This window comes from Chryseobacterium sp. CS2K3, assembly GCF_059515185.1.
This window is the reverse complement of record NZ_JCAKRW010000002.1, coordinates 161203-180747: the sequence shown is the minus strand read 5'-3', so window position 1 is coordinate 180747 and position 19545 is coordinate 161203. Positions and strand designations below refer to the sequence as shown.

Sequence of the window (19545 nt, the reverse complement as noted above, 5' to 3'; positions counted from 1 at the left end):
GGAGCTTTTTTATGCATAAAACATTGTTATTTAATGATGATGGAAAAGATGCATAATGAGAGCAAGAGAAACTCCTAATACTACCAATCCTATCTTTACCCAGTCAATATTGTGGTTTTTATTACTTTCAAAAATAATCACTGATGAAATGTGAAGGAAAATTCCGCCTACAATCGCCAGAAAATAAGGCTGAAGATTGGGATTGAAATAATTCCCCAAAAGCATTCCCATGGGAGATGCAAGCGCAAAAAGTGCCACAATCAGTAAGGATGGGTAAGATGATGAGCTTTTTGATTCTCCTTTTCTGTTGAATAGAAAGGCTCCCAGAATAAATGAAATAGGAAGATTGTGAAATACAATTCCCAAAAGATAAGGAGATAATTCATGTTCTTCATTGGCAAGAGGAATTCCTTCAATAAATGCATGAATGAAAAGTCCTACCATTAAAGCCATTGGTAGAATATTGTGCTCGCTATGATGGTGAAAGTGACCGTGTTCAAAACCTTTGGTAAGCGCTTCCAGAATCATTTGCAGAAGAACTCCTGCAATAACGAATATTCCCAGATTGCTGCCTGCTGAGGAAGTGTAAACCTCGGGGAAAACTTCATTCAGACAGATGGTAATCAGGAAACCGGCACTTAAAATCAATAAGTTTTTAGCCAGTTTTTCCTTTTTACCAAAGTGCTTTCCCAGAAACACTCCGGCAATTACACTTAAAATCAGTAAAAGTACTGTTATCATTATTTTTTCTTAAATAAATTGATGCAACGTGGAGAGCTTTCTTTATTAAATTCGTTCAGCTGATAATCTCCCCATATTTTTATTCTTTCGAAACCACATTCCGAAGCATAGTTATGAATAGCGTCCAATGTATGAAGTTTTACCTTTTCAAAGAAATGAAAAGACTGACCTTCTGTTTCAAAACGAATGTCTTTAATCACATGTCTTCCTTCGATTTTTTTCAAAATTTTAAAATCAATATCACCGCGGGTAATTACAGTTTCAGGAACTAATGTATTTCTTACATATTCTTCATTCAGATAATCCAAAACAAAGTATCCTCCAGGTTTCAATGCATTGTATACTGATTGAAAAACCTTTTTGTCGTCATTTTCATTATCAAAATATCCAAAGCTTGTAAACAGATTGAAAACAGCATCCATAGGATCTGCATCAATTGGATTTCGCATATCGTGAACTTCAAAAATCAAAGTTTGATTTTCGTATTGTTTATCAGATTCAATGCTTTGTCTTGAAAGGTCCAGCCCCAAAACATCATATCCTAATTTATTAAGAAAAACTGAATGTCTTCCTTTTCCACAGGCAAGATCAATGATCTTGGATTGAGGCGGAAGCTGTAGGTCCGCAGTAAGTTTTGTGATGAAGTTTTCAGCTTCAGTATAGTCTCTGTTGCTATAAAGCAAATGATAATAAGGGGTATCAAACCAAGATTCAAACCATTCCATAACGCAAAAATAGTTAAATTTGTGGTCTTAAAAGCAAAGTATTTTACAACATTAAAAGATTGAAAAATTCGATTGAGTGAGAAATTGAATAGTTAATCTTTTGATTATTAATATTTTAAATCTTTTAAGTCAAAATTATGGACATAGAAAATCTACAAATACAGATAAAAACATTCTTCGGACTGGAACAGATTCTTGCAGAAGAAATAAAGAAATTAGGTGGAAGAAAGGTAGAAATTAAAAACAGAGCGGTAAACTGTGAAGGAGATCTTGGTTTTCTTTATAAGATTAATTACTCTGCGAGAACAGCATTGAAAATTTTAGTGCCGATTCATCAGTTTAAAGCATTTAATCAGCATCAGTTCTATGACAGATTGTTCAAGTTTGATTGGGATGAATTTATGGATTTTGATCAGTCATTTTCTATTGATGCAACGGTAAATTCTGAAACTTTCAAACATTCTCAGTTTGTAACCTTGAAAATGAAGGATGCTATTGTAGATTATTTTCAGGATAAATATAAAAGACGTCCGAATGTAGAAACCAGAAATCCGGATATCAAGTTTCATCTTCATATTGACAGAGAATTGGTGATGATTTCTATGGACTCTTCAGGAGATGCTTTATTTAAGAGAGGATATAGAAGAGAACAGGGAGAAGCTCCGATTAATGAAGTACTGGCAAGCGGAATGCTACAGCTTGCAGGATGGGATGGGAAAGGAAACTTCCTTGATCCAATGTGTGGTTCGGGTACATTACTGATTGAAGCGGCGATGATCGCTATGGATCTTCCGGCACAGATTTTCAGAAAAAGATTCGGATTCCAGAACTGGAAAAATTATGATGCTGACCTATTCTCAAAAATTAAAGAATTCAGAATCAATAGAGTGAGACAGTTTGATGGAAAGATTGTAGGATATGACATCGATGCAAGAATGCTGAATGCAGCAAGAATGAATGTAGAAGCTGCAGAAATGGAGGATGTAATTGAGATCAAAAAACAGAACTTCTTTGATTCCAAAAAAGAACTTTTCCCTTTACTAATGGTGTTCAACCCACCGTATGATGAGAGAATTTCCATTAATGATGATGACTTCTATAAAAAGATAGGTGATACCTTTAAAACAAGCTATCCAAATACGCTTGCATGGTTAATTTCATCTGACCTTGAGGCTGTAAAAAAGATTGGTCTGCGTCCTTCAAGAAAAATCAAGCTTTTCAATGGAAAATTGGAAACGAGATTTTTACAATACGAAATGTATGAGGGAACGAAAAAAATACATAAATTAGAAGATAAATCATAAAATTTAATTCTTAATTATGTCTTGGAATATTTTAGAAGTTGTAGGCGTTATAGTGGATGTAGTCTCCAATACGAGTAGTGGCTCAACAAGGATTTCCAGTACCAGTAAGAAAGAAAAGAAAAAAGATAAATATTTTACTGAGAAAGTCAGCGCAAGATTTATTCTTGCTGCTGCTGTTCTCTTTTTTATCGTTTTTTATAAACCTTTGCCAGTAGGAGATCAGACAACTGCTTTAATTGTGTCTTCATTAATAGGAACAGCCCTCTCAGGTTTACTGTTTTTTCTTCTGAATCTTATGGAGCTTTACTATTTCAAAAGTATTTTCAAACTGCTTCTTTTCAGCTGTTCTGTTATTGCTTTTTTTATAGCTTTGGTCATGTGTGTCTATTATAAATCTGGAATATTTATTTAATATTATAAAATTAATTCTTCCAATAAGCTGTTAAACTGTTTGTGGTTTCTTCCACGAATAAGTAATTTTGAAAAATTTTCAATTTGAAACCTAGTATTTCCATTGTTGTTGCTATCTATAACCGAAAAGATGAACTTTTTGAGTTATTGAGTTCTCTTACCCAACAGACTGACAAAGAGTTTGAAATCATTATTGTAGATGATGGTTCTTTAATTGATCTGAAACCTACCATCCAGAAATTTGATGAAATGCTTGATATTAAGTATTTCAAAAAAGATAATTCAGGACCAGGGCTTTCAAGAAATTATGGGGCAAAAAGAGCTGCAAATGAGTGGCTGGTTTTTGTGGACAGTGATGTGATTGTAGAGAAAGATTATATTGAACATATTAAAAAAGATATTCAGACGATCCCTTGTGATGCATTTGGAGGGGCAGATAAGGCTCATAAAGGGTTTAATCTGATGCAAAAAGCGATTTCATATTCTATGACTTCTGTTTTTACAACCGGAGGAATCAGAGGAAATAAAAAAGCGGTTTCCAAATTCCAGCCGAGAAGTTTTAATATGGGAGTGAAGAAAACAGTCTTTGAGAAAGTAGGAGGTTTTTCAGAAATGAGAATAGGAGAGGACCCGGATTTATCGATGACACTTTGGGAAAATGGGTTTACAACAGCTTTTTTTGATGATATTGCAGTGTATCATAAACGTAGAGTAGACTTTGGAAAATTCTCTAAGCAAGTTTATCAGTTTGGCTGTGCAAGACCAATTCTTAACCAGAGGCATCCAAATTATGTGAAAATATCCTTTGCATTTCCTACCTTATTTATGTTAGGATATATTATGGGATTTATTGAGTATTTTCTTTTGGGAAGAGGGATTATTCTGGCTTTTTATGGTTTGTATACTTTTTTAGTATTATTCCATGCTCTTTTAGTAACCAAGAACATCAGTATTGCCGGAATGGCGGTGATTTCTACCTATATTCAGATGTTTTCTTACGGTTATGGTTTTCTGAAATCATGGGTTCTTTTGAATGTGTTTAAGATGAAGCCGGAGGAGGCTTTTCCACATCATTATTACAAAAAATAATAGCGGATTTTGCTGTAATCTATAGCTTGATATTGTATTCATGCAATTTAATTTAACGCAAATTTTTAGCTCCTTATCTTATGTTTTCAAGGGGGGAAGGATGGAATCAATTTTTTCTAAGTAAATGTATATCCGGAAATTTCTTTATATTCAGATTAACTCAACTTTTCAATTAGCCACAATTTTTGCATCTGATCTGAAGTAGTATATTGATAAGAAGATTTAAATATAATAAAAAATAAAGACGGCTGTTTCATTTGAAACAGCCGTCTTTTGTACAATAAAATTTAGGATATAGAAAGGTTTTCATGGCTAAGAACACCTACTTTTAGCATGCATTCTTTCATTTTATGATAGGTTCTTTTAATATCGTGATCTAAACCGATGGAGAATCTGATCAGACCGTCGGAAATTCCGATTGATGCGCGTTCTTCTTCAGGAATTTCAGATGAAGTGGATTTTCCTGAACATGAGAATAAAGTTTTATAGAAACCAAGGCTTACCGCAAGATAACCCAGGTTTTCTTTCTGCATCAGTTCCATTAGTTCATTAGCTTTTTCGGTTGTTCCGGCATCTAAAGTAAGGAGCCCTCCGAATCCGTATTCCTTATCGATTATGCTGTTCATCAATTCATGATTTTTATGAGAAGGCAATCCCGGATAAGATACTTTTAGTCCATCTTGTTCGAATCTTTCAGCCAGATACATGGCATTGTGGCTGTGTTGTTTTATTCTGATATGAAGGGTTCTCAGATTTTTAAGAATACTTGATGCTCTCAAGCTGTCCATTGTAGGACCAAGAAGCATACATGCACCTGAATTTACATTTTTAGTATCATCTATAAAGGCTTGTGTCCCGCAATATACACCACCAACGGTATCACTGCTTCCGTTGATGAATTTTGTTAGGCTATGAATAACTACATCAGCACCAAACAGTTGTGGTGAAATGGAAAGAGGAGAGAAAGTATTGTCTACAATTAATTTTAAATTGTGTTTTTTACAGATCTCTGAAAGTTTTCTAAGGTCTGCCACTTCTAGGAGCGGATTGCTTACACTTTCACAATAGATCACTTTAGTATTTGGAGTAATAGCATTTTCAATAGATTCAAAATTATTGATGTCTACGAAAGTAGTTCCTACATTGAATTGCGGTAAGAAGTTTTTAAGGAAAGCGTACGTTCCTCCATAGATGGTTCTGCTTGAAATGATATGGTCACCGCTTTTGCAAACCTGCATCAGAACGGATGTGATGGCTCCCATTCCGGACGCTGTAACATTTGCCGATTCTGTATTTTCCATTTTGGCAAGTGCCTGTGCCAGATAAAGATTCATTGGTGATGAATGTCTGGAATATAAATAACATCCTTCTGCGTTTCCTTCAAAAGTATCAAACATGGTCTTAGCTGAAAGAAAGGTATAGGTAGAACTGTCGGAAATAGAAGGGTTTACTCCTCCGAATTCACCAAAATACTGAAGATCCTGTATCTCGTTGGCTGCATTAAAGTTTTCCATAAGTATTGTTTTTATTTTACAAGCCTAATTTGCGTTATTTTCCTAATTATTACAACATAAAATTGAATTTATAGAATATAAAACTATAAAATATTGTTTATTTAGAAAATATAATTATTATCTTCGGAGATATTAAAAATCAGCCAAAAAATTATCTATGGAACTTGACGAAATTGACAAGAAACTGTTATTGTTTTTGCAGGAAGACTGTAAACAAACCACCAAAGAGCTGTCTGGGAAGCTGGGGTTATCAGTTACGGCTGTTTATGAACGGGTAAAAAAGTTGGAAAATTCGGGTGTGATCTCAAGATATGTAGCGTTGTTAGACAAGCAAAAGGTAAAAAGAGATTTTATAATATTGTGTCATGTAAAATTAACCCAACACAAGAAAGAATTTGTTCTTCAGTTTGAAAAAGAGGTGATGGATCTCCAGGAGGTCACAGAATGTTTTCATGTAAGTGGTGATTATGACTACATCCTTAAAATAGGTGTGAAAGATATTGAAGACTACAGGAATTTTATGCTGACGAAACTTACGACGCTTCAACACATCGCAAGCACGCACAGCTCATTTATGATTTCCGAGGTAAAAAATACTACGGCAATTGTTTTATAAAATTAAAGAGTCGGAATAATATGATTTCCTGCTGATTGCTTATGATCTATTATACAAGGACTCCATTTTTAGATGCAATAGGATCTGGCAATTCTGTTTCTCCGGTCATTTGAAGAAGATCTATTTCAATGGTTCGGCAGATGGAAAGCATCGGAACGTCAAACATCAAGCCTGCAAAGGGATTTTCTGAGTAATCACCCACAAGCTCCATAATGATGTAAATCCATCCGATAATGATACAGAAAGGAATAGACGTCCAGATTCCCCAGTCTCCAAGTTTTGCAAATTCATTCACTAGCCCTAATGGAAGTAAAGTGATGAACAGAATATTGAAGACAAATGCTGTACTGGCAAACTGTCTTGGTGAAGGGAATTTTTTGATTCTTTCTGCTTGTCCCTGGAAACCATAGAATTCATTCAGTGTATTTTGAAGCTGGGTTTGATTGAAGTCTGTAATGGCATGCATGTTTTTCAGATCATTGATATCTTTTGCCTGTTGCGAAATCAAAAAGGTTGCAAAATTTTTATATTCACTTTTCAGTTCATATTCTTCTTCTGAAAGATATTTATGTAAGAAAATAGGAGCTCGCCCATAATCAGGGAACCCTGCTTTGATTAATCTGTTTCTTCTGAGATTGATATTTCCAAATTTATTATTTTCACTGCTGATATGCTCCCATTCTGTAGGAACTAAAAGCTGTTCACGGAAAGTATACAGCCATGCAATATGACGGTAAATGATCTTTTTTTTGCGGTCTTCGAGATCAAAGGTTCCTATTTCTTCATTTTTTGTGTCAAAAGCCTGTACCATTGAAGCAAAGGAACGGCTTGAATTTACAATTCCACCCCAGATTTTTCTTGCTTCCCAAAGTCTGTCATATGCCTGATTATTTTTAAAACCAACAAGGAATGCTTCTGCAGTACCGATCAGTGCAACTGGAACCCAGGGAATTGTCATCCAGTGCCAATTGAAGAAATAAAAAAGGACGGCAATCAGGGTACACCAGATAGAAATTAAAATAAGGTGTGTACCTGATAAATTGAGAACTTGCTTATAGTTGACATACTTTGTAGTGATCATAGGGAACGTAAAATTAGGAGTGCATACAAACAAAATAGATACCAAAAACGAGGTTATCTGTTCTGTTGATTAAAATTAATAAAAAAACCTCTAAAAAATTAGAGGTTTTGTATAATTAATATGCGAACATTTCTTCGATCTTCTTGCTGAGTTTTTCAGCGTTTGGCAGCATTTCTTTTTCCAGTACCAGGTTGATAGGAACCGCAGGAGTGTCTAAAGATCCCATTGCTTCTACCGGTGCGTCTAAATATTGGAAGCAGTTTTTAGAAATTCTGTGAGCAAATGCTTCAGCAAAAGAGTTGTTAAGCTGTTCTTCTGTCAGTACGATACATTTACCATGCGCTTTTACTCTTTCAAAAACCAATTCTTCATCTAAAGGAATTAAAGTTCTTAAATCAATAACTTCAACTCTTCCATTGAAATTTTTTGCAGCTTCTTTAGCCCAGTAAACCCCCATTCCGTAAGTAACGATTAATAAGGTTCTACCTTTTTCAGTTTCATTTTTTTCGGCTTCTATCACTACTTTACCTTTTCCAAACGGAAGGATATAATCTTCTGCCGGCTCGATAGTTTTAGCATCTTCTGTTCCCGGAACTTTGCTCCAGTACAATCCTTTGTGTTCCAGCATTACAACTGGATTCGGATCGTAATAAGCCGCTTTTAATAATCCTTTGAAATCAGCGGCATTACTTGGGTAAGCAATTTTAATCCCTTTGATATTGGCTAAAATACTCTCAACACTTCCACTGTGGTAAGGACCACCACCTCCGTAGGCTCCAATTGGAACGCGGATGATATTGCTTACAGGGAATTTTCCCTGACTTAAATAGCTTGATTTTGAAATTTCAGTAATCAATTGGTTGATTCCCGGATAAATATAGTCAGCAAATTGTACTTCCACGATAGGTTTTAATCCTACAGCGCTCATTCCAGCTGTGGAGCCAATGATATAAGCTTCCTGAATTGCCGTATTGAAAACGCGTTTGCTTCCGAATTTTTTTCCTAGCGTTACTGTTTCACGGAAAACACCACCAATTCTTTCTCCTACATCCTGTCCGTAAAGAAGAGCTTCCGGATGTTTCCACATCAATTCCTGTATCGCATGAATGGCAGCATCTACCATTACAATTTTTTCTCCGTTGGCAGGTTCTCTCGTTCCTGTTTCCTCCGTGATTGAGGTAGGAGCAAAAACATGCTGCATTACTGTTTCAGGCTTTGGATCTTCTGCATTTTTAGCTCTTTCAAAAGCTTCTTCAGCATCAAGACGTGCCTTTTTTGTAATTTGTTTTAAAAGATCTTCGTCAACGCCTGCTTCAAGCAATTGTTTTCTAAGGATTTCTCCCGGATCTTTAGCTCTATGTTTTGTTAAATCTTCTTCATCTCTATAGAATTCTCTTCTTACTCCTGAGGTATGATGCCCTATTAGTACTGTTTTTGCACAAACAACCAAAGGTTTTCTTTCTGTTCTTACAAAATCAACGGCTTTTTTCATTGCCTCAAAACTTTCAGCGAAGTCAGTTCCGTCCACTCTCATTCTGCTTAATCCTGAAAATCCTGCTACGAAATCATAAGCATCGCAAGTTCTTGCTTCTTCTTTGGTTACGGAAATTCCCCATTCATTATCCTGTACAAGGAAAATAATAGGAAGTTGATGCAATGCTGCGAACTGTAGAGCTTCGCTTACTTCACCTTCTGTTACAGAATTGTCCCCAAGACTGCAAACTACGACAGGATTATTTTCAAAATTCTGAAGTTCGAAGTCCTGAATGTATTTTATCCCCTGTGCAACTCCGGTAGTAGGAATAGTTTGCATTCCGGTAGCGGAACTCTGATGGATGATCTTTGGTTTGTTCTCATCTCTGCTTGAAGGGTGAGAGTAATAGGATCTACCTCCGGAAAAAGGATCTTCAGCTTTAGCCAATAACTGAAGCATCAGCTGGTACGGTTCAAACCCGATTCCTAAAAGGATGCTTTCATCTCTGTAATAAGGAGATACCCAGTCTTCTTTTTTTAACTGGTAGGCTGTTGCTAATTGGATGGCTTCGTGGCCTCTTGAAGTACTGTGAACGTATTTACAGATGTTTCTGTTTTCTTCGTAAATGTCGGCCATTGCTTTAGCCAGCATCATATGATTGTACGCTTTAAGTAAAATATCCTGAGAAACTTTTTCGTGAAGTGTATTTTCCATAGAAAGCAAATATACATAAAAAAACAAAATACTAACAACTGTTAGTATTTTGTAAGAAAATTATGGTTTTGATGATTATTCCTTAATCACTTTTTTAGTGATAATGTCTTTGTCTGTTTTTACTTCAATGATATAAATTCCTTTTGTATATGTCGATAAATCAATAGTTTCCTTTTCATTGCTGACTGTTCCGCTATGTAATTTTTTACCGGTCATATCATAAACTGTGAATGTAGATTTTTTAGGTGCTTTCAGGAGGTTTGTGACATCTTTTGTAACTGTAGGAGCTATGGAAAGACTGCCTAAAGATCCCGCTTTTGACTCTTGGGTAGCTAATACTTCATTATGACCTGTGACAATGATGGAATATCCTTGTGATGCTGCAGTCCCTAAGTCATTGACTAAATTCCCTTTGTTACTCACTTCAATTCGATATTGTCTTCCTGCTGTAGGAGTATTGATGATGATTTGTTCAACATTGTCTACCGTATTGTCGCCTGTAGTAGCAGGTGTCATTGGATTATTTGCATCAAGTCTCCAAGGCATGTAGGTTGTGTTGTTTGAAGTGTCTGTAATTCTAAGGTCAAGATCATTGATCAGCCTGGAAGCTCTTACATTATAACCTGCTAAATCTGTAGCAGGAAGATTGGTAAATGCAGGATCGGTCCAAACTATTGTTACTTTTAAAGGTTCGTTTCCTGAAGCAGATACATTTAAAGTATTAGGAATACCATTAGCAAGAATCAGGTCATCAAATATTACAGTATGATTAGATTTGCCAACAAGAAGTTCAGCTCCTTTCTGAGCGTTAATCAATCCCCATCCATACCAAGGATCTGGACCAATATTTCCGGCTTCCAGAGCGGAATGGATCATTAGATTTTTTGCAGAAGCAGCATTAAGGGAAGCATTGTTGAAAAGCTGTCTGTTGATTTGTGTCCATAAACCAATAATTCCCGTAACGGTAGGTGCAGAATAGGAAGTGCCGCTTCCATAGGAAATTCCAGCCTGTCCGAGGGCGTTTGTAGCTGCTGATACGACATTTGTACCTGTGGCAGTGATATCAGGTTTGATTCCGCCATCATCTCTTGGTCCGGCGCTGCTGTATTCAGAGTGAACTACGTTAGCAGCGGTAGAATATCGCCCGTCATTGGCTGTGATGACATCATTAGCTCCTACAACAATAATATTTTTTGCTAATGATCCGGCACCTATACAATCATAACCATTGGAACAGTTTTGTGGAGGGAAAGTGTCTGTCTCTGTAAATTCAACCCAGCGATAATTACCTGGACCTGCTGGTAAAGCTGGATTGAAGTTAATGTTAGGATAGATTTTGTCATCACCAGCCTCAGGACGATCACCAAAAGTATTTCCTGATGATTTTACAATAATATATGAGGGATTGCTGTAGATAATTTTGTCATAATCTCTGTCTTCAGCCTGATAAGTACCTTCTAAAGTGGTAGCAGTAGCAGGGCTTGTAAATGTTCCACTCCATATCCATATTCCCGTTGCTTCGTCTTGTCGCCAGCCTTGAGGGATTCCATATGAATGGTTGGATAGATTTGGAGCTGCAATCAGAATTTTCTGAAAAACATTGCTCCTTGTTGTATTTCCGGGTAATGTAGTGTCATCAAATGAATAGGAGTTCATTGTAGAATTTCGCGCTACACCCTGAAGGTTGAGGTTTGTAAATGTGGCTAATACAATACCTGCATTGTTTGTAAATGTACCGGTATAGTTGTATGGTCTTGATCCGATAAACCCTGCTACAGCTGTTGAATGTGAACTGTAACTGACACTGTCCGCAATCTCTCTGTTGGTGATTCTATTGGCAATATTATTGAAGAAAGGATGGGTTGCCAGTATTCTTCCGCCGTCAAATACTGTGATGTCAATATTTTCTCCATTAAATGAGCCTGCTAATCCTGTGATTTGTCCGCTTTGTATAAAATCAGCATTGGAGTTTATAGATTGCCTGTGGTCATTGGATGAATAAAATAAGGGGATTCCACTTGGTGTAAAGCCTGCCAGACTTCTTTTTTGTTCTCTAAAATCCTGTAAAATTCTATCCAGAGGATTTTTACTTTTTTCGTTTCGGATTTGCTTGCCGAAATAACTGTCAAATTTTTTGTTTTTTTCTATTCTCTGTTTTTCAAACTCTTTCATCAGAGTTTCTTTTTTCTGTTGTGAATTTGATAGTATTACAACAAATGCACTAATCGAAATAAAGATTTTTTTCATAATGTTTATAAAATATGTAAAGGTTGTGTGTTTTTATCAAATGTATGGATAATGTTGTTTGGTTTCTGATTCTGTGTTGATTATTTGCATTTTAAAGGAAATTGTTATTTAAAAACTATTTATGTGTTCATAATTTTATGTTATTTGTAAAAAATATAATTTATTTTTTTGATCAGGTTGGTATCAGTAATTATGAAATTGAAGATTTTTGTTTCGTTTTTAATGAATTAAATGAAAGGTAAAGAGAGATTTGATTGAATTGTAAGAGTGGAATGTTTTGATTACCAATATTTGATTTTTTTAAGTTGATAAATCAATAGTAATTGTTCTTGCTAGTGATGCCGTGTGTAATTTTAATGAGAATTAATAGAGTAAGGGAATTAATTTAAATGCAAAAAAAAGACACTGATTTCTCAGTGCCTTTATATAGGTTTCACGGTGATAAGATTACTCTTTAATCACTTTTTTAGTTACTACATCTTTATCGGTTTTTATTTCAATGATGTAAATTCCTTTTGTGTAAGCAGATAAGTCTACAGCTTCTTTTTCACTGTTGATGCTTCCGTTATGTAGCTTTTTACCAGAAAGGTCATAAATTGTGAATGTAGATTTTTTAGGAGCATTTAAGATATTAGTTATATCTTTAGTAATAGAAGGTGCGATAGCAAGCTCGCTTACAGCTCTACTGCCTTCTTTAGTTCCTAATGAACCTGTAGTATGACCTGTTACAATGATTGAGTAATTTTGAGGAGTTGCAACACCTGGAGTAGCGTTGTTTACCAATGTTCCTTTGTGAAGGATTTCAATCTTGTAGTCTCTTCCTGCCACAGGAGCGTCAATAATTACTTGCTCTATATTGTCAACAGTGTTGTCTCCTTTAGTTGCAGGAGCTGTTGGATTAATAGGATTAAGCTTCCATGGCATATATACTGTATTCGTAGAGGTGTCGGTAATTCTTAGATCTAGATCATTTATAAGCCTGGTGTTTCGGTTATTGTATGCTGCTTCCCAACTCAGATTTGCAGGAAGTTTAAATTCTGGGTCAATCCAGGAAATCGTTACTTTAAGAGGTTCACTTCCTGAAGCTTTTACGATTTTGGTATTTGTACTTGCATTGTTTAGAGTCTCTTCATTGAAAATTACAGTATTATTAGACTTTCCAACTAAAAGTTCAGCCCCTTTTTTCGCGTTGATGTATCCCCAGCCATACCATGCATCAGGACCTACAGTTCCTGCTTCAGACGCTGAATGTACCATCAGTGTTTTAGCTGTAGCAGCGGTCATATCTGCATTATTAAACATTGATTTATATATTTGCATCCAAAGTCCGATAATTCCTGTTACTTGCGGGGCAGCCATTGAAGTTCCACTGTTGATTTGCCAAGTAACGCTTCCTGTAGTGTTTTCTGCAGTTGATGCCATCCAAATATCTGATCCCGGAGCTGCAATGTCTGGTTTAATACCTCCGTCATCTCTCGGTCCGGCACTACTATAATCAGCTTTTACAACATCTGTTGGAGCGGTATATCTAAAGTTATTAGTAGTGATAACTTCTGTAGCAGCTACGACAATAATGTTTTTAGCTAGAGAGCCTGGTCCTATACAGTCTCCACCGTTGCCACAGTTTGTTGCTGGAAGAGTATCTGTTGCTGTAAATAAAGTAAGAGCTCCATTTTCGTTTGTGTAATATTTAGGAGCTGCTGATGCACCTGGTAAGGCAGGTCCCATACCAAAATAATTACCTGCAGATTTTACAATAACATTTGTAGGGTTGGTATATACAATGTTATCATAGTTTTGATCATTGGAAAAATAGGTGCCTTGCAGATCAAAAGTAGCATAAGGTTCAGTAGCAGTAGCAGGATAGTAATCACCATTCCAAACCAGAGCGGTTGCACCGGAAACTGTCGCGATATTCCATCCTGAATTACTACCGTAAGAGTGATTGGAAATTTTCGGCTGAGCTATGACTATTTTTTGAAATACATTACTTGTAGTTGTATTACCAGGTAGGGTAGTTGTAGCAAATCTATAAGAATTCATTGTTGAATTTAATGCTATTCCCATTGCATTTCCGGTAGTCGTTGTCCCATTAGGTGCTGTTGCAGTTAGGGGGGATGATTTTGCACCTATAATACTGGCAACACCAGTAGAATGTGCACTGTATAAATTTGTATCAGCTTCTTTGTTAGTGATTCTGCCAGCTGTATTGCTAAATGCAGGGTGTGCAGCATAAATTCTTCCTCCATCAAATACGGTATAAAGTATTCCTTCTCCATTGAAAGACCCTGCCAATCCAGCAACGCCACCCGCTGTAGTTAAAGCATCTACATTATTATTCAAAATTTGATTTTGATCATCTGCTTGGTAGAAATAAGGTTTGTTACGGAAAAATCCTGCAAGGTTAGCTCTTTCTTCTTCGATTTTTTTCTGAATGTCAGCTGACTTTGCAGCGCTTCCATACTTTTTAGCAACATAAGAGTCAAACTTAGCGCTGTTCTCTTTGTTTTGTCTTTCAAACTCTCTTTTTAATCCTTCATTGTTTTGCGCACTTAGCATTGAAATCGCTAAAGTACCGACCAAAAGTAAATGTTTCTTCATAATGGTTAGTAAAATATTAAAAATTGTAATTGTTCAAATATATGTTAAAATTATTTAATTTTTAATATTTTGTGTAATTAATTTATTTTTTTGCTTTGTAATAAGTGAATTTTATTATTGATGTAAAGTATTTATTTATAATTTTATATATGTTTTTGTTTTGTGAATTTGTAAAATATTAATCATTGTTTGCATTGGTGTTTTACATCAGTTATTGAAAAAAATGAAGTAACTTTACATTCTCTTTTTTATAAAAGTTAGAAAATTATATGTATTTAATTTTTGACACAGAAACAACCGGTTTACCAAAAAATTTCAACGCTCCGCTTTCAGATTCTGATAACTGGCCAAGAATGGTACAGATTGCATGGCAGGTGCATGATGATGATGGTAATTTAATTGAAAATCAGGATTATATAATAAAACCTGAAGGATACGATATTCCCTTCAATGCAGCTAGAATTCACGGGATAACGACGAAGATTGCCAATGAAGAAGGACGAGATCTTCAGGAAGTTTTAGAAGAATTTTCTAAAGTTCTTGAAAAGATAAGAGTCGTTTCCGGACACAATGTAGAGTTTGATTATAATATTGTAGGGGCAGAATTCTACAGAAAAAATATAAAGGATAACTTACAGGAAAAACCTAAGGCAGATACCATGATCTTAGGAACCGACTTCTGTCAACTGGGAGGAGGAAGAGGAGGAAGATTTAAGCCACCCAAACTTGAAGAACTTTACGAAAAACTATACGGTAATAAATTCGATGAAGCCCATAATGCAGCAGCCGACGTAAATGCCACGGCAAGGGCTTTCTTTGAAATGGTAAGGATAGGAGTGGTTCCTGCTGATGTATTGAAGATTTCAGAAGATCAGTTAAGTTACTTCAGAAGCCTTTATCCGGACCCGATCAAGCCTTTCAATATTGTTATCAGAAGGCAAGTTGCTGATTTTCACAATAAGAAAAAACAACAGGATTTCGGAAGTATTGATGAGATAGATCTAGGTAAATACTTCAATTTTAACAATCACAGTGTCTTTTCTACATTGATGGCAACTTCAAGTATTAATGACCTGATTAAAAAAGCTTCTGAAGAAAATTTCCCTGCTGTCGGAATGGTAGATCTTGGGAATATGATGGGGGCTTTCAAATTTGTTTCAGCGGTAGAAGGAGCGAATAGTGATCGTGCGAAAAAACATAAAGAATATTTAGCAAAAAAACAGGAAGCAGAAGAAAACGGAACTGAATTTAATGAACAGGAACCGATTGCTGACCCTTTAATTCCTGTGGTGGGCTGTGAGTTTTATATCTCAGAACGTTATGAGCAAAAACAGTTTACCAAAGATGATCCGGATAGAAGGACTCAGGTAGTTCTTTTGGCAAAAGATTTTAATGGGTATAAAAACCTGGCAAAACTTTCCAGTATAGGTTTCCTCAAAGGATTTTATTTCGGAGTTCCTAGGATAAGCCGAGAGCTGATTGCTGAATATAAAGATGGCTTAATTGCTTTAACATCGGGTATTTTCGGAGATATTCCGGATGCGGTCCTGAATACGGGGGAGCAAAAAGGTGAGGAGCTTTTCAAGTGGTGGAAAGATACTTTTGAGGATGATTTCTATGTACAGCTTCAAAACCACAAACTGCCTGAAGAAGAGCATTTAAACGAAGTTTTATTATATTTTGCTGATAAGTATAATGTTAAAATTCTGGCTCAGAACGAAACATTCTATACTAATAAGGATGATTCCAACATTCAGGATATTGTAAGTTGTATCAAAGATGGTGAAAAACTGTCAACCCCTATTGGAAAGGGATTTGGTAAGAGAAGAGGACTTTCAACCGGAGAATATTATATTAAGAATTCTGATGAAATTAAGGAAGCGTTTCTGGCGTATCCTGATGCATTTGAAGCTTACGAAGAATTCTTTGCAAAGTTTAAACCTTATACCTTAAAAAGAGATGTACTTCTTCCAAAATTTGATATTCCTGAAGAATTTATTCATCCAGAGGACGATATAGACGGAGGAAAACGTGGTGAGATGGCTTATCTTACACATTTGACATATGAAGGAGCAAAAAGGAGATATGTTGATTCAGGGATTATGACTGAAATTTCTGAGGAAATTAAAGAACGTCTTGATTTCGAATTGGAAGTAATTGCCAATACAGGATATCCCGGATATTTCCTTATTGTACAGGACTTCTGTAATGAAGCCCGTAATATGGGGGTTTGGGTAGGTCCGGGAAGAGGATCAGCTGCTGGATCAGCAGTAGCTTATTGTATTGGAATTACCAATGTAGACCCCATTAAATATGACCTCCTTTTTGAGAGATTCCTGAATCCGGAAAGGGTTTCAATGCCTGATATTGATATTGACTTTGATGACGAAGGTAGAGACAGAATTATCAAATGGGTAGTTGAAAAATATGGAAAAACTCAGGTGGCACAGATCATTACTTATTCGGTGTTAGGTGGAAAATCTGCCATTAAAGATGCCGGAAGGGTTTTGGATGTACCTATTCCTGATACAAATAATATTGCCAAGCTGATACCTCCGAGCCCGGGGATGAACATTGCAAAAGCTTTAGCTAAATATGATAAATTAAAACCGGAAGAACAGATGCTCGTTGATGAAATGAGATATGTTCTTGACAGTCCTGATGATGCGCGACATGGAGTATTAGCAAGTGCTAAAAAAATGGAAGGCTGTATCAGAAATACCGGAATTCATGCCTGTGGTGTAATTATTACCCCGGAAGATGTGAGTAACCTGGTACCAGTGACGATTGCTGCAAAAGATGCTGATATCTTAGTTTCGCAGTTTGATAACTCGGTGGCTGAAAGTGCAGGTCTTCTGAAAATGGACTTCCTTGGACTGAGAACGCTTACCATCATTAAAGATGCATTAAAGCTCGTAAAGGCAAGATATGATATAGATATTGATCCGGATCTTATTCCACTGGATGATACCAAAACTTATCAACTATTTAAAGAAGGACGTACAGTAGGGATTTTTCAATATGAAAGTCCCGGGATGCAAAAATATATGAGGGAGCTGAAGCCTACGGTTTTCGCCGACCTTATTGCAATGAACGCATTATACAGACCTGGTCCTATTAAATATATTCCAAACTTTATTAACAGAAAGCATGGAATTGAAGAGATTGTTTATGACTTACCGGAAACAGAGGAATATTTAAAGGAAACCTACGGAATTACCGTTTATCAGGAGCAGGTAATGCTTTTGTCCCAAAAACTGGCAAACTTTACAAAGGGTGAAGCAGATACCTTGAGAAAGGCAATGGGTAAGAAGCAGATCGACGTTCTTAATAAAATGTACCCTAAATTCATTGAAGGCGGAAGAAAAAATAATCTGAATGAAGAAAGACTAGAGAAAATCTGGAATGACTGGAAAGCCTTCGCTGAATATGCATTTAATAAGTCTCACTCTACCTGTTATGCATTTATTGCTTATCAGACAGCCTATTTAAAAGCGAATTATCCTGCCGAATATATGGCGAGTGTAATGAGTAATAACATTAACAATACGGACTCAATCACCATGTTTATGGAAGATTGTAAAAGTATGGGAGTGGATGTTTTAGGACCTGATGTAAATGAATCCCAATATAAATTCTCTGTAAACGAAAAAGGACAAATCCGTTTTGGTCTAGGTGCAATAAAGGGAATTGGGGAAGGACCAAGTGAGGCAATTACAAGAGAAAGACAAAATGGAAGATTTAAAAATATCTATGATTTCTTTGAAAGGATTTTACCTTCTCAAATGAATAAAAGAGTAGCGGAAAGTTTAGTGCTTGCCGGAGCTTTTGATGAATTGGATGTTTTCCACAGAGGTCAGTATTTTGATATTGATATGGCGGGTAGAACAAATCTTGAAAGACTGATCAGATACGGACAGAGTTTCCAGGAAAGTAAAAATGAAATGGAGCATTCATTATTTGCAGATTTTGCAGATGAAGTTCAGATTGAGCAGCCAAAATTACCTCCTTGTCCGGAATGGCCCAATATGCATAAGCTGAATAAAGAAAAAGAAATCATTGGATTCTATCTTTCTGCTCACCCGTTGGATGAATTTAAATATCAATTCCAGTTCATGCAGGGTAGACTTTCCAAAAAAAATGTGCTGGAAAAGGAAGAAGAAGAAAAAGCAGTGTCGGATGATGCTCCTGTTTTAGAAGTTGATTCTCAGGATGAGGCAGCGGATATTACAGAAATTATCTCAGATGATATTGTTGCTGGAGAAGAAGAGGTAGTAGAAGAAACTACGAAAAAAGCAGAACCAAAAGGAGCTTTTGGATTTTTGAATCTCGATGAGGTGGATGCTTATAAAGAACAGGCTTTTGCCAATAAGCCGGATGAACTCTTTGAAGAGAAGAAGAAAGACTGGAAAACGCTTCAGAAAGAAAGAGAAAATGGTGGTGGCGGTAAAGAATATACTGTTGCAGGTTTAATTACCGAATATAGAGTTCAGGATGGGCTCAGAAGTGGTGAAAAAGTAGCTTTTGTGACATTGGAGGATTATTCGGGTTCTTATTCTTTCAGATTGGGAGACCGGGATTATATGAGGTTGAAGGAAAAACTGGAGGTTCAGAGGTTTGTGATCTTCAAGATTAAATTTGCTCAGGTGAAAGACGGAAGAGTATTCGTGAATGTGAATGATGTGATTGAGCTTCAGGAAGCATTTGAAAGATTTGCAAAAAGTATCTCTCTTGTCATGGATGTTATGGATGTAAGACCTGAGGATCTGGATTTCTTCAGAACGGTTCTTGATAGAAATAAAGGTAATCAGAAATTAAAATTCTTTATCAAAAATATTGAAGATGACTCTCATATTGAAGTGCAGTCTATGAAGCATTCTGTGGACCTCAACGGGGACCTGATCAAGGAAATTCAATTGCTTAATAAATATGAATTCTATTTAAATTAAACAATACAACATCTTTGTTTTAAAAAGTGGCTTTTTGCCACTTTTTTTGTTTTAGTATGTAATCAATTGTATGTTCAAT

The 19545-nt window shown here is 36.0% G+C and carries 12 protein-coding genes; 5 read left to right on the top strand and 7 right to left on the bottom strand.

The features are described 5' to 3' along the window. Positions 1–30 precede the first annotated feature (30 nt). Together AC5YGG_RS03925 and AC5YGG_RS03920 are read right to left on the bottom strand one after the other, a co-directional pair. Positions 31–738 (bottom strand): ZIP family metal transporter, encoded by a 708-nt coding sequence (locus AC5YGG_RS03925; RefSeq protein ID WP_496143433.1) that lies wholly within the window; start codon positions 736–738, stop codon positions 31–33. Positions 739–740: 2 nt separating this feature from the next. Then, positions 741–1466, bottom strand: a complete 726-nt coding sequence (locus AC5YGG_RS03920; RefSeq protein ID WP_496143139.1) for a class I SAM-dependent DNA methyltransferase — start codon at positions 1464–1466, stop codon at positions 741–743. 137 nt (positions 1467–1603) lie between these two features. Here AC5YGG_RS03920 and AC5YGG_RS03915 point away from each other — a divergent pair, with 137 nt between their 5' ends. The 3 genes from AC5YGG_RS03915 to AC5YGG_RS03905 all read left to right on the top strand — a co-directional run bounded on the left by AC5YGG_RS03915 (position 1604) and on the right by AC5YGG_RS03905 (position 4270). Continuing rightward, on the top strand, positions 1604–2770 hold the full coding sequence (locus AC5YGG_RS03915) for a THUMP domain-containing class I SAM-dependent RNA methyltransferase (RefSeq protein WP_496143138.1): 1167 nt from the start codon (positions 1604–1606) through the stop codon (positions 2768–2770). A 16-nt stretch (positions 2771–2786) separates the two neighbouring features. Beyond that, positions 2787–3182, top strand: coding sequence for a branched-chain amino acid ABC transporter substrate-binding protein (locus AC5YGG_RS03910; protein WP_496143137.1), 396 nt, complete (start codon positions 2787–2789; stop codon positions 3180–3182). Positions 3183–3265: 83 nt separating this feature from the next. Further along, the gene (locus AC5YGG_RS03905; RefSeq protein ID WP_496143136.1) at positions 3266–4270 is read left to right on the top strand and encodes a glycosyltransferase family 2 protein; all 1005 of its coding nucleotides are present in this window, start codon (positions 3266–3268) and stop codon (positions 4268–4270) included. Between the two features lie 287 nt (positions 4271–4557). Here AC5YGG_RS03905 and AC5YGG_RS03900 read toward each other — a convergent pair whose 3' ends face one another. Further along, complete coding sequence (locus AC5YGG_RS03900; protein WP_496143135.1) at positions 4558–5784, bottom strand: aminotransferase class I/II-fold pyridoxal phosphate-dependent enzyme; 1227 nt, start codon at positions 5782–5784, stop codon at positions 4558–4560. Positions 5785–5941: 157 nt separating this feature from the next. On the opposite strand from AC5YGG_RS03900, the gene AC5YGG_RS03895 reads away from it, so the two are divergent. Further along, on the top strand, positions 5942–6400 hold the full coding sequence (locus AC5YGG_RS03895; protein WP_496143134.1) for an Lrp/AsnC family transcriptional regulator: 459 nt from the start codon (positions 5942–5944) through the stop codon (positions 6398–6400). A 49-nt stretch (positions 6401–6449) separates the two neighbouring features. Here the strand turns inward: AC5YGG_RS03895 and AC5YGG_RS03890 are convergent, their stop codons facing one another. From AC5YGG_RS03890 to AC5YGG_RS03875, 4 genes are all read right to left on the bottom strand, one after another. Then, complete coding sequence (locus AC5YGG_RS03890; RefSeq protein WP_496143133.1) at positions 6450–7481, bottom strand: bestrophin family protein; 1032 nt, start codon at positions 7479–7481, stop codon at positions 6450–6452. A gap of 115 nt (positions 7482–7596) precedes the next feature. Further along, positions 7597–9669, bottom strand: a complete 2073-nt coding sequence (locus AC5YGG_RS03885; RefSeq protein ID WP_496143132.1) for an alpha-ketoacid dehydrogenase subunit alpha/beta — start codon at positions 9667–9669, stop codon at positions 7597–7599. A gap of 75 nt (positions 9670–9744) precedes the next feature. Continuing rightward, positions 9745–11841 carry a S8 family peptidase gene (locus AC5YGG_RS03880; protein ID WP_496143131.1) on the bottom strand — a complete coding sequence of 699 codons (2097 nt, stop codon included), beginning with the start codon at positions 11839–11841 and terminating at the stop codon, positions 9745–9747. Positions 11842–12363: 522 nt separating this feature from the next. Next, positions 12364–14517 carry a S8 family peptidase gene (locus tag AC5YGG_RS03875; protein ID WP_496143130.1) on the bottom strand — a complete coding sequence of 718 codons (2154 nt, stop codon included), beginning with the start codon at positions 14515–14517 and terminating at the stop codon, positions 12364–12366. A 269-nt stretch (positions 14518–14786) separates the two neighbouring features. Between AC5YGG_RS03875 and dnaE the strand changes: the two genes are divergently transcribed. Further along, positions 14787–19466 (top strand): DNA polymerase III subunit alpha, encoded by a 4680-nt coding sequence (gene dnaE / locus AC5YGG_RS03870; RefSeq protein WP_496143129.1) that lies wholly within the window; start codon positions 14787–14789, stop codon positions 19464–19466. Positions 19467–19545: the final 79 nt, after the last annotated feature.

Coding starts and splice junctions, on each gene's coding strand:
- AC5YGG_RS03885 (WP_496143132.1), bottom strand. CDS start 9,669: ATGGAAAATACACTTCACGAAAAAGTTTCTCAGGATATTTTACTTAAA.
- AC5YGG_RS03900 (WP_496143135.1), bottom strand. CDS start 5,784: ATGGAAAACTTTAATGCAGCCAACGAGATACAGGATCTTCAGTATTTT.
- AC5YGG_RS03910 (WP_496143137.1), top strand. CDS start 2,787: ATGTCTTGGAATATTTTAGAAGTTGTAGGCGTTATAGTGGATGTAGTC.
- AC5YGG_RS03890 (WP_496143133.1), bottom strand. CDS start 7,481: ATGATCACTACAAAGTATGTCAACTATAAGCAAGTTCTCAATTTATCA.
- dnaE (WP_496143129.1), top strand. CDS start 14,787: ATGTATTTAATTTTTGACACAGAAACAACCGGTTTACCAAAAAATTTC.
- AC5YGG_RS03895 (WP_496143134.1), top strand. CDS start 5,942: ATGGAACTTGACGAAATTGACAAGAAACTGTTATTGTTTTTGCAGGAA.
- AC5YGG_RS03920 (WP_496143139.1), bottom strand. CDS start 1,466: ATGGAATGGTTTGAATCTTGGTTTGATACCCCTTATTATCATTTGCTT.
- AC5YGG_RS03880 (WP_496143131.1), bottom strand. CDS start 11,841: ATGAAAGAGTTTGAAAAACAGAGAATAGAAAAAAACAAAAAATTTGAC.
- AC5YGG_RS03915 (WP_496143138.1), top strand. CDS start 1,604: ATGGACATAGAAAATCTACAAATACAGATAAAAACATTCTTCGGACTG.
- AC5YGG_RS03875 (WP_496143130.1), bottom strand. CDS start 14,517: ATGAAGAAACATTTACTTTTGGTCGGTACTTTAGCGATTTCAATGCTA.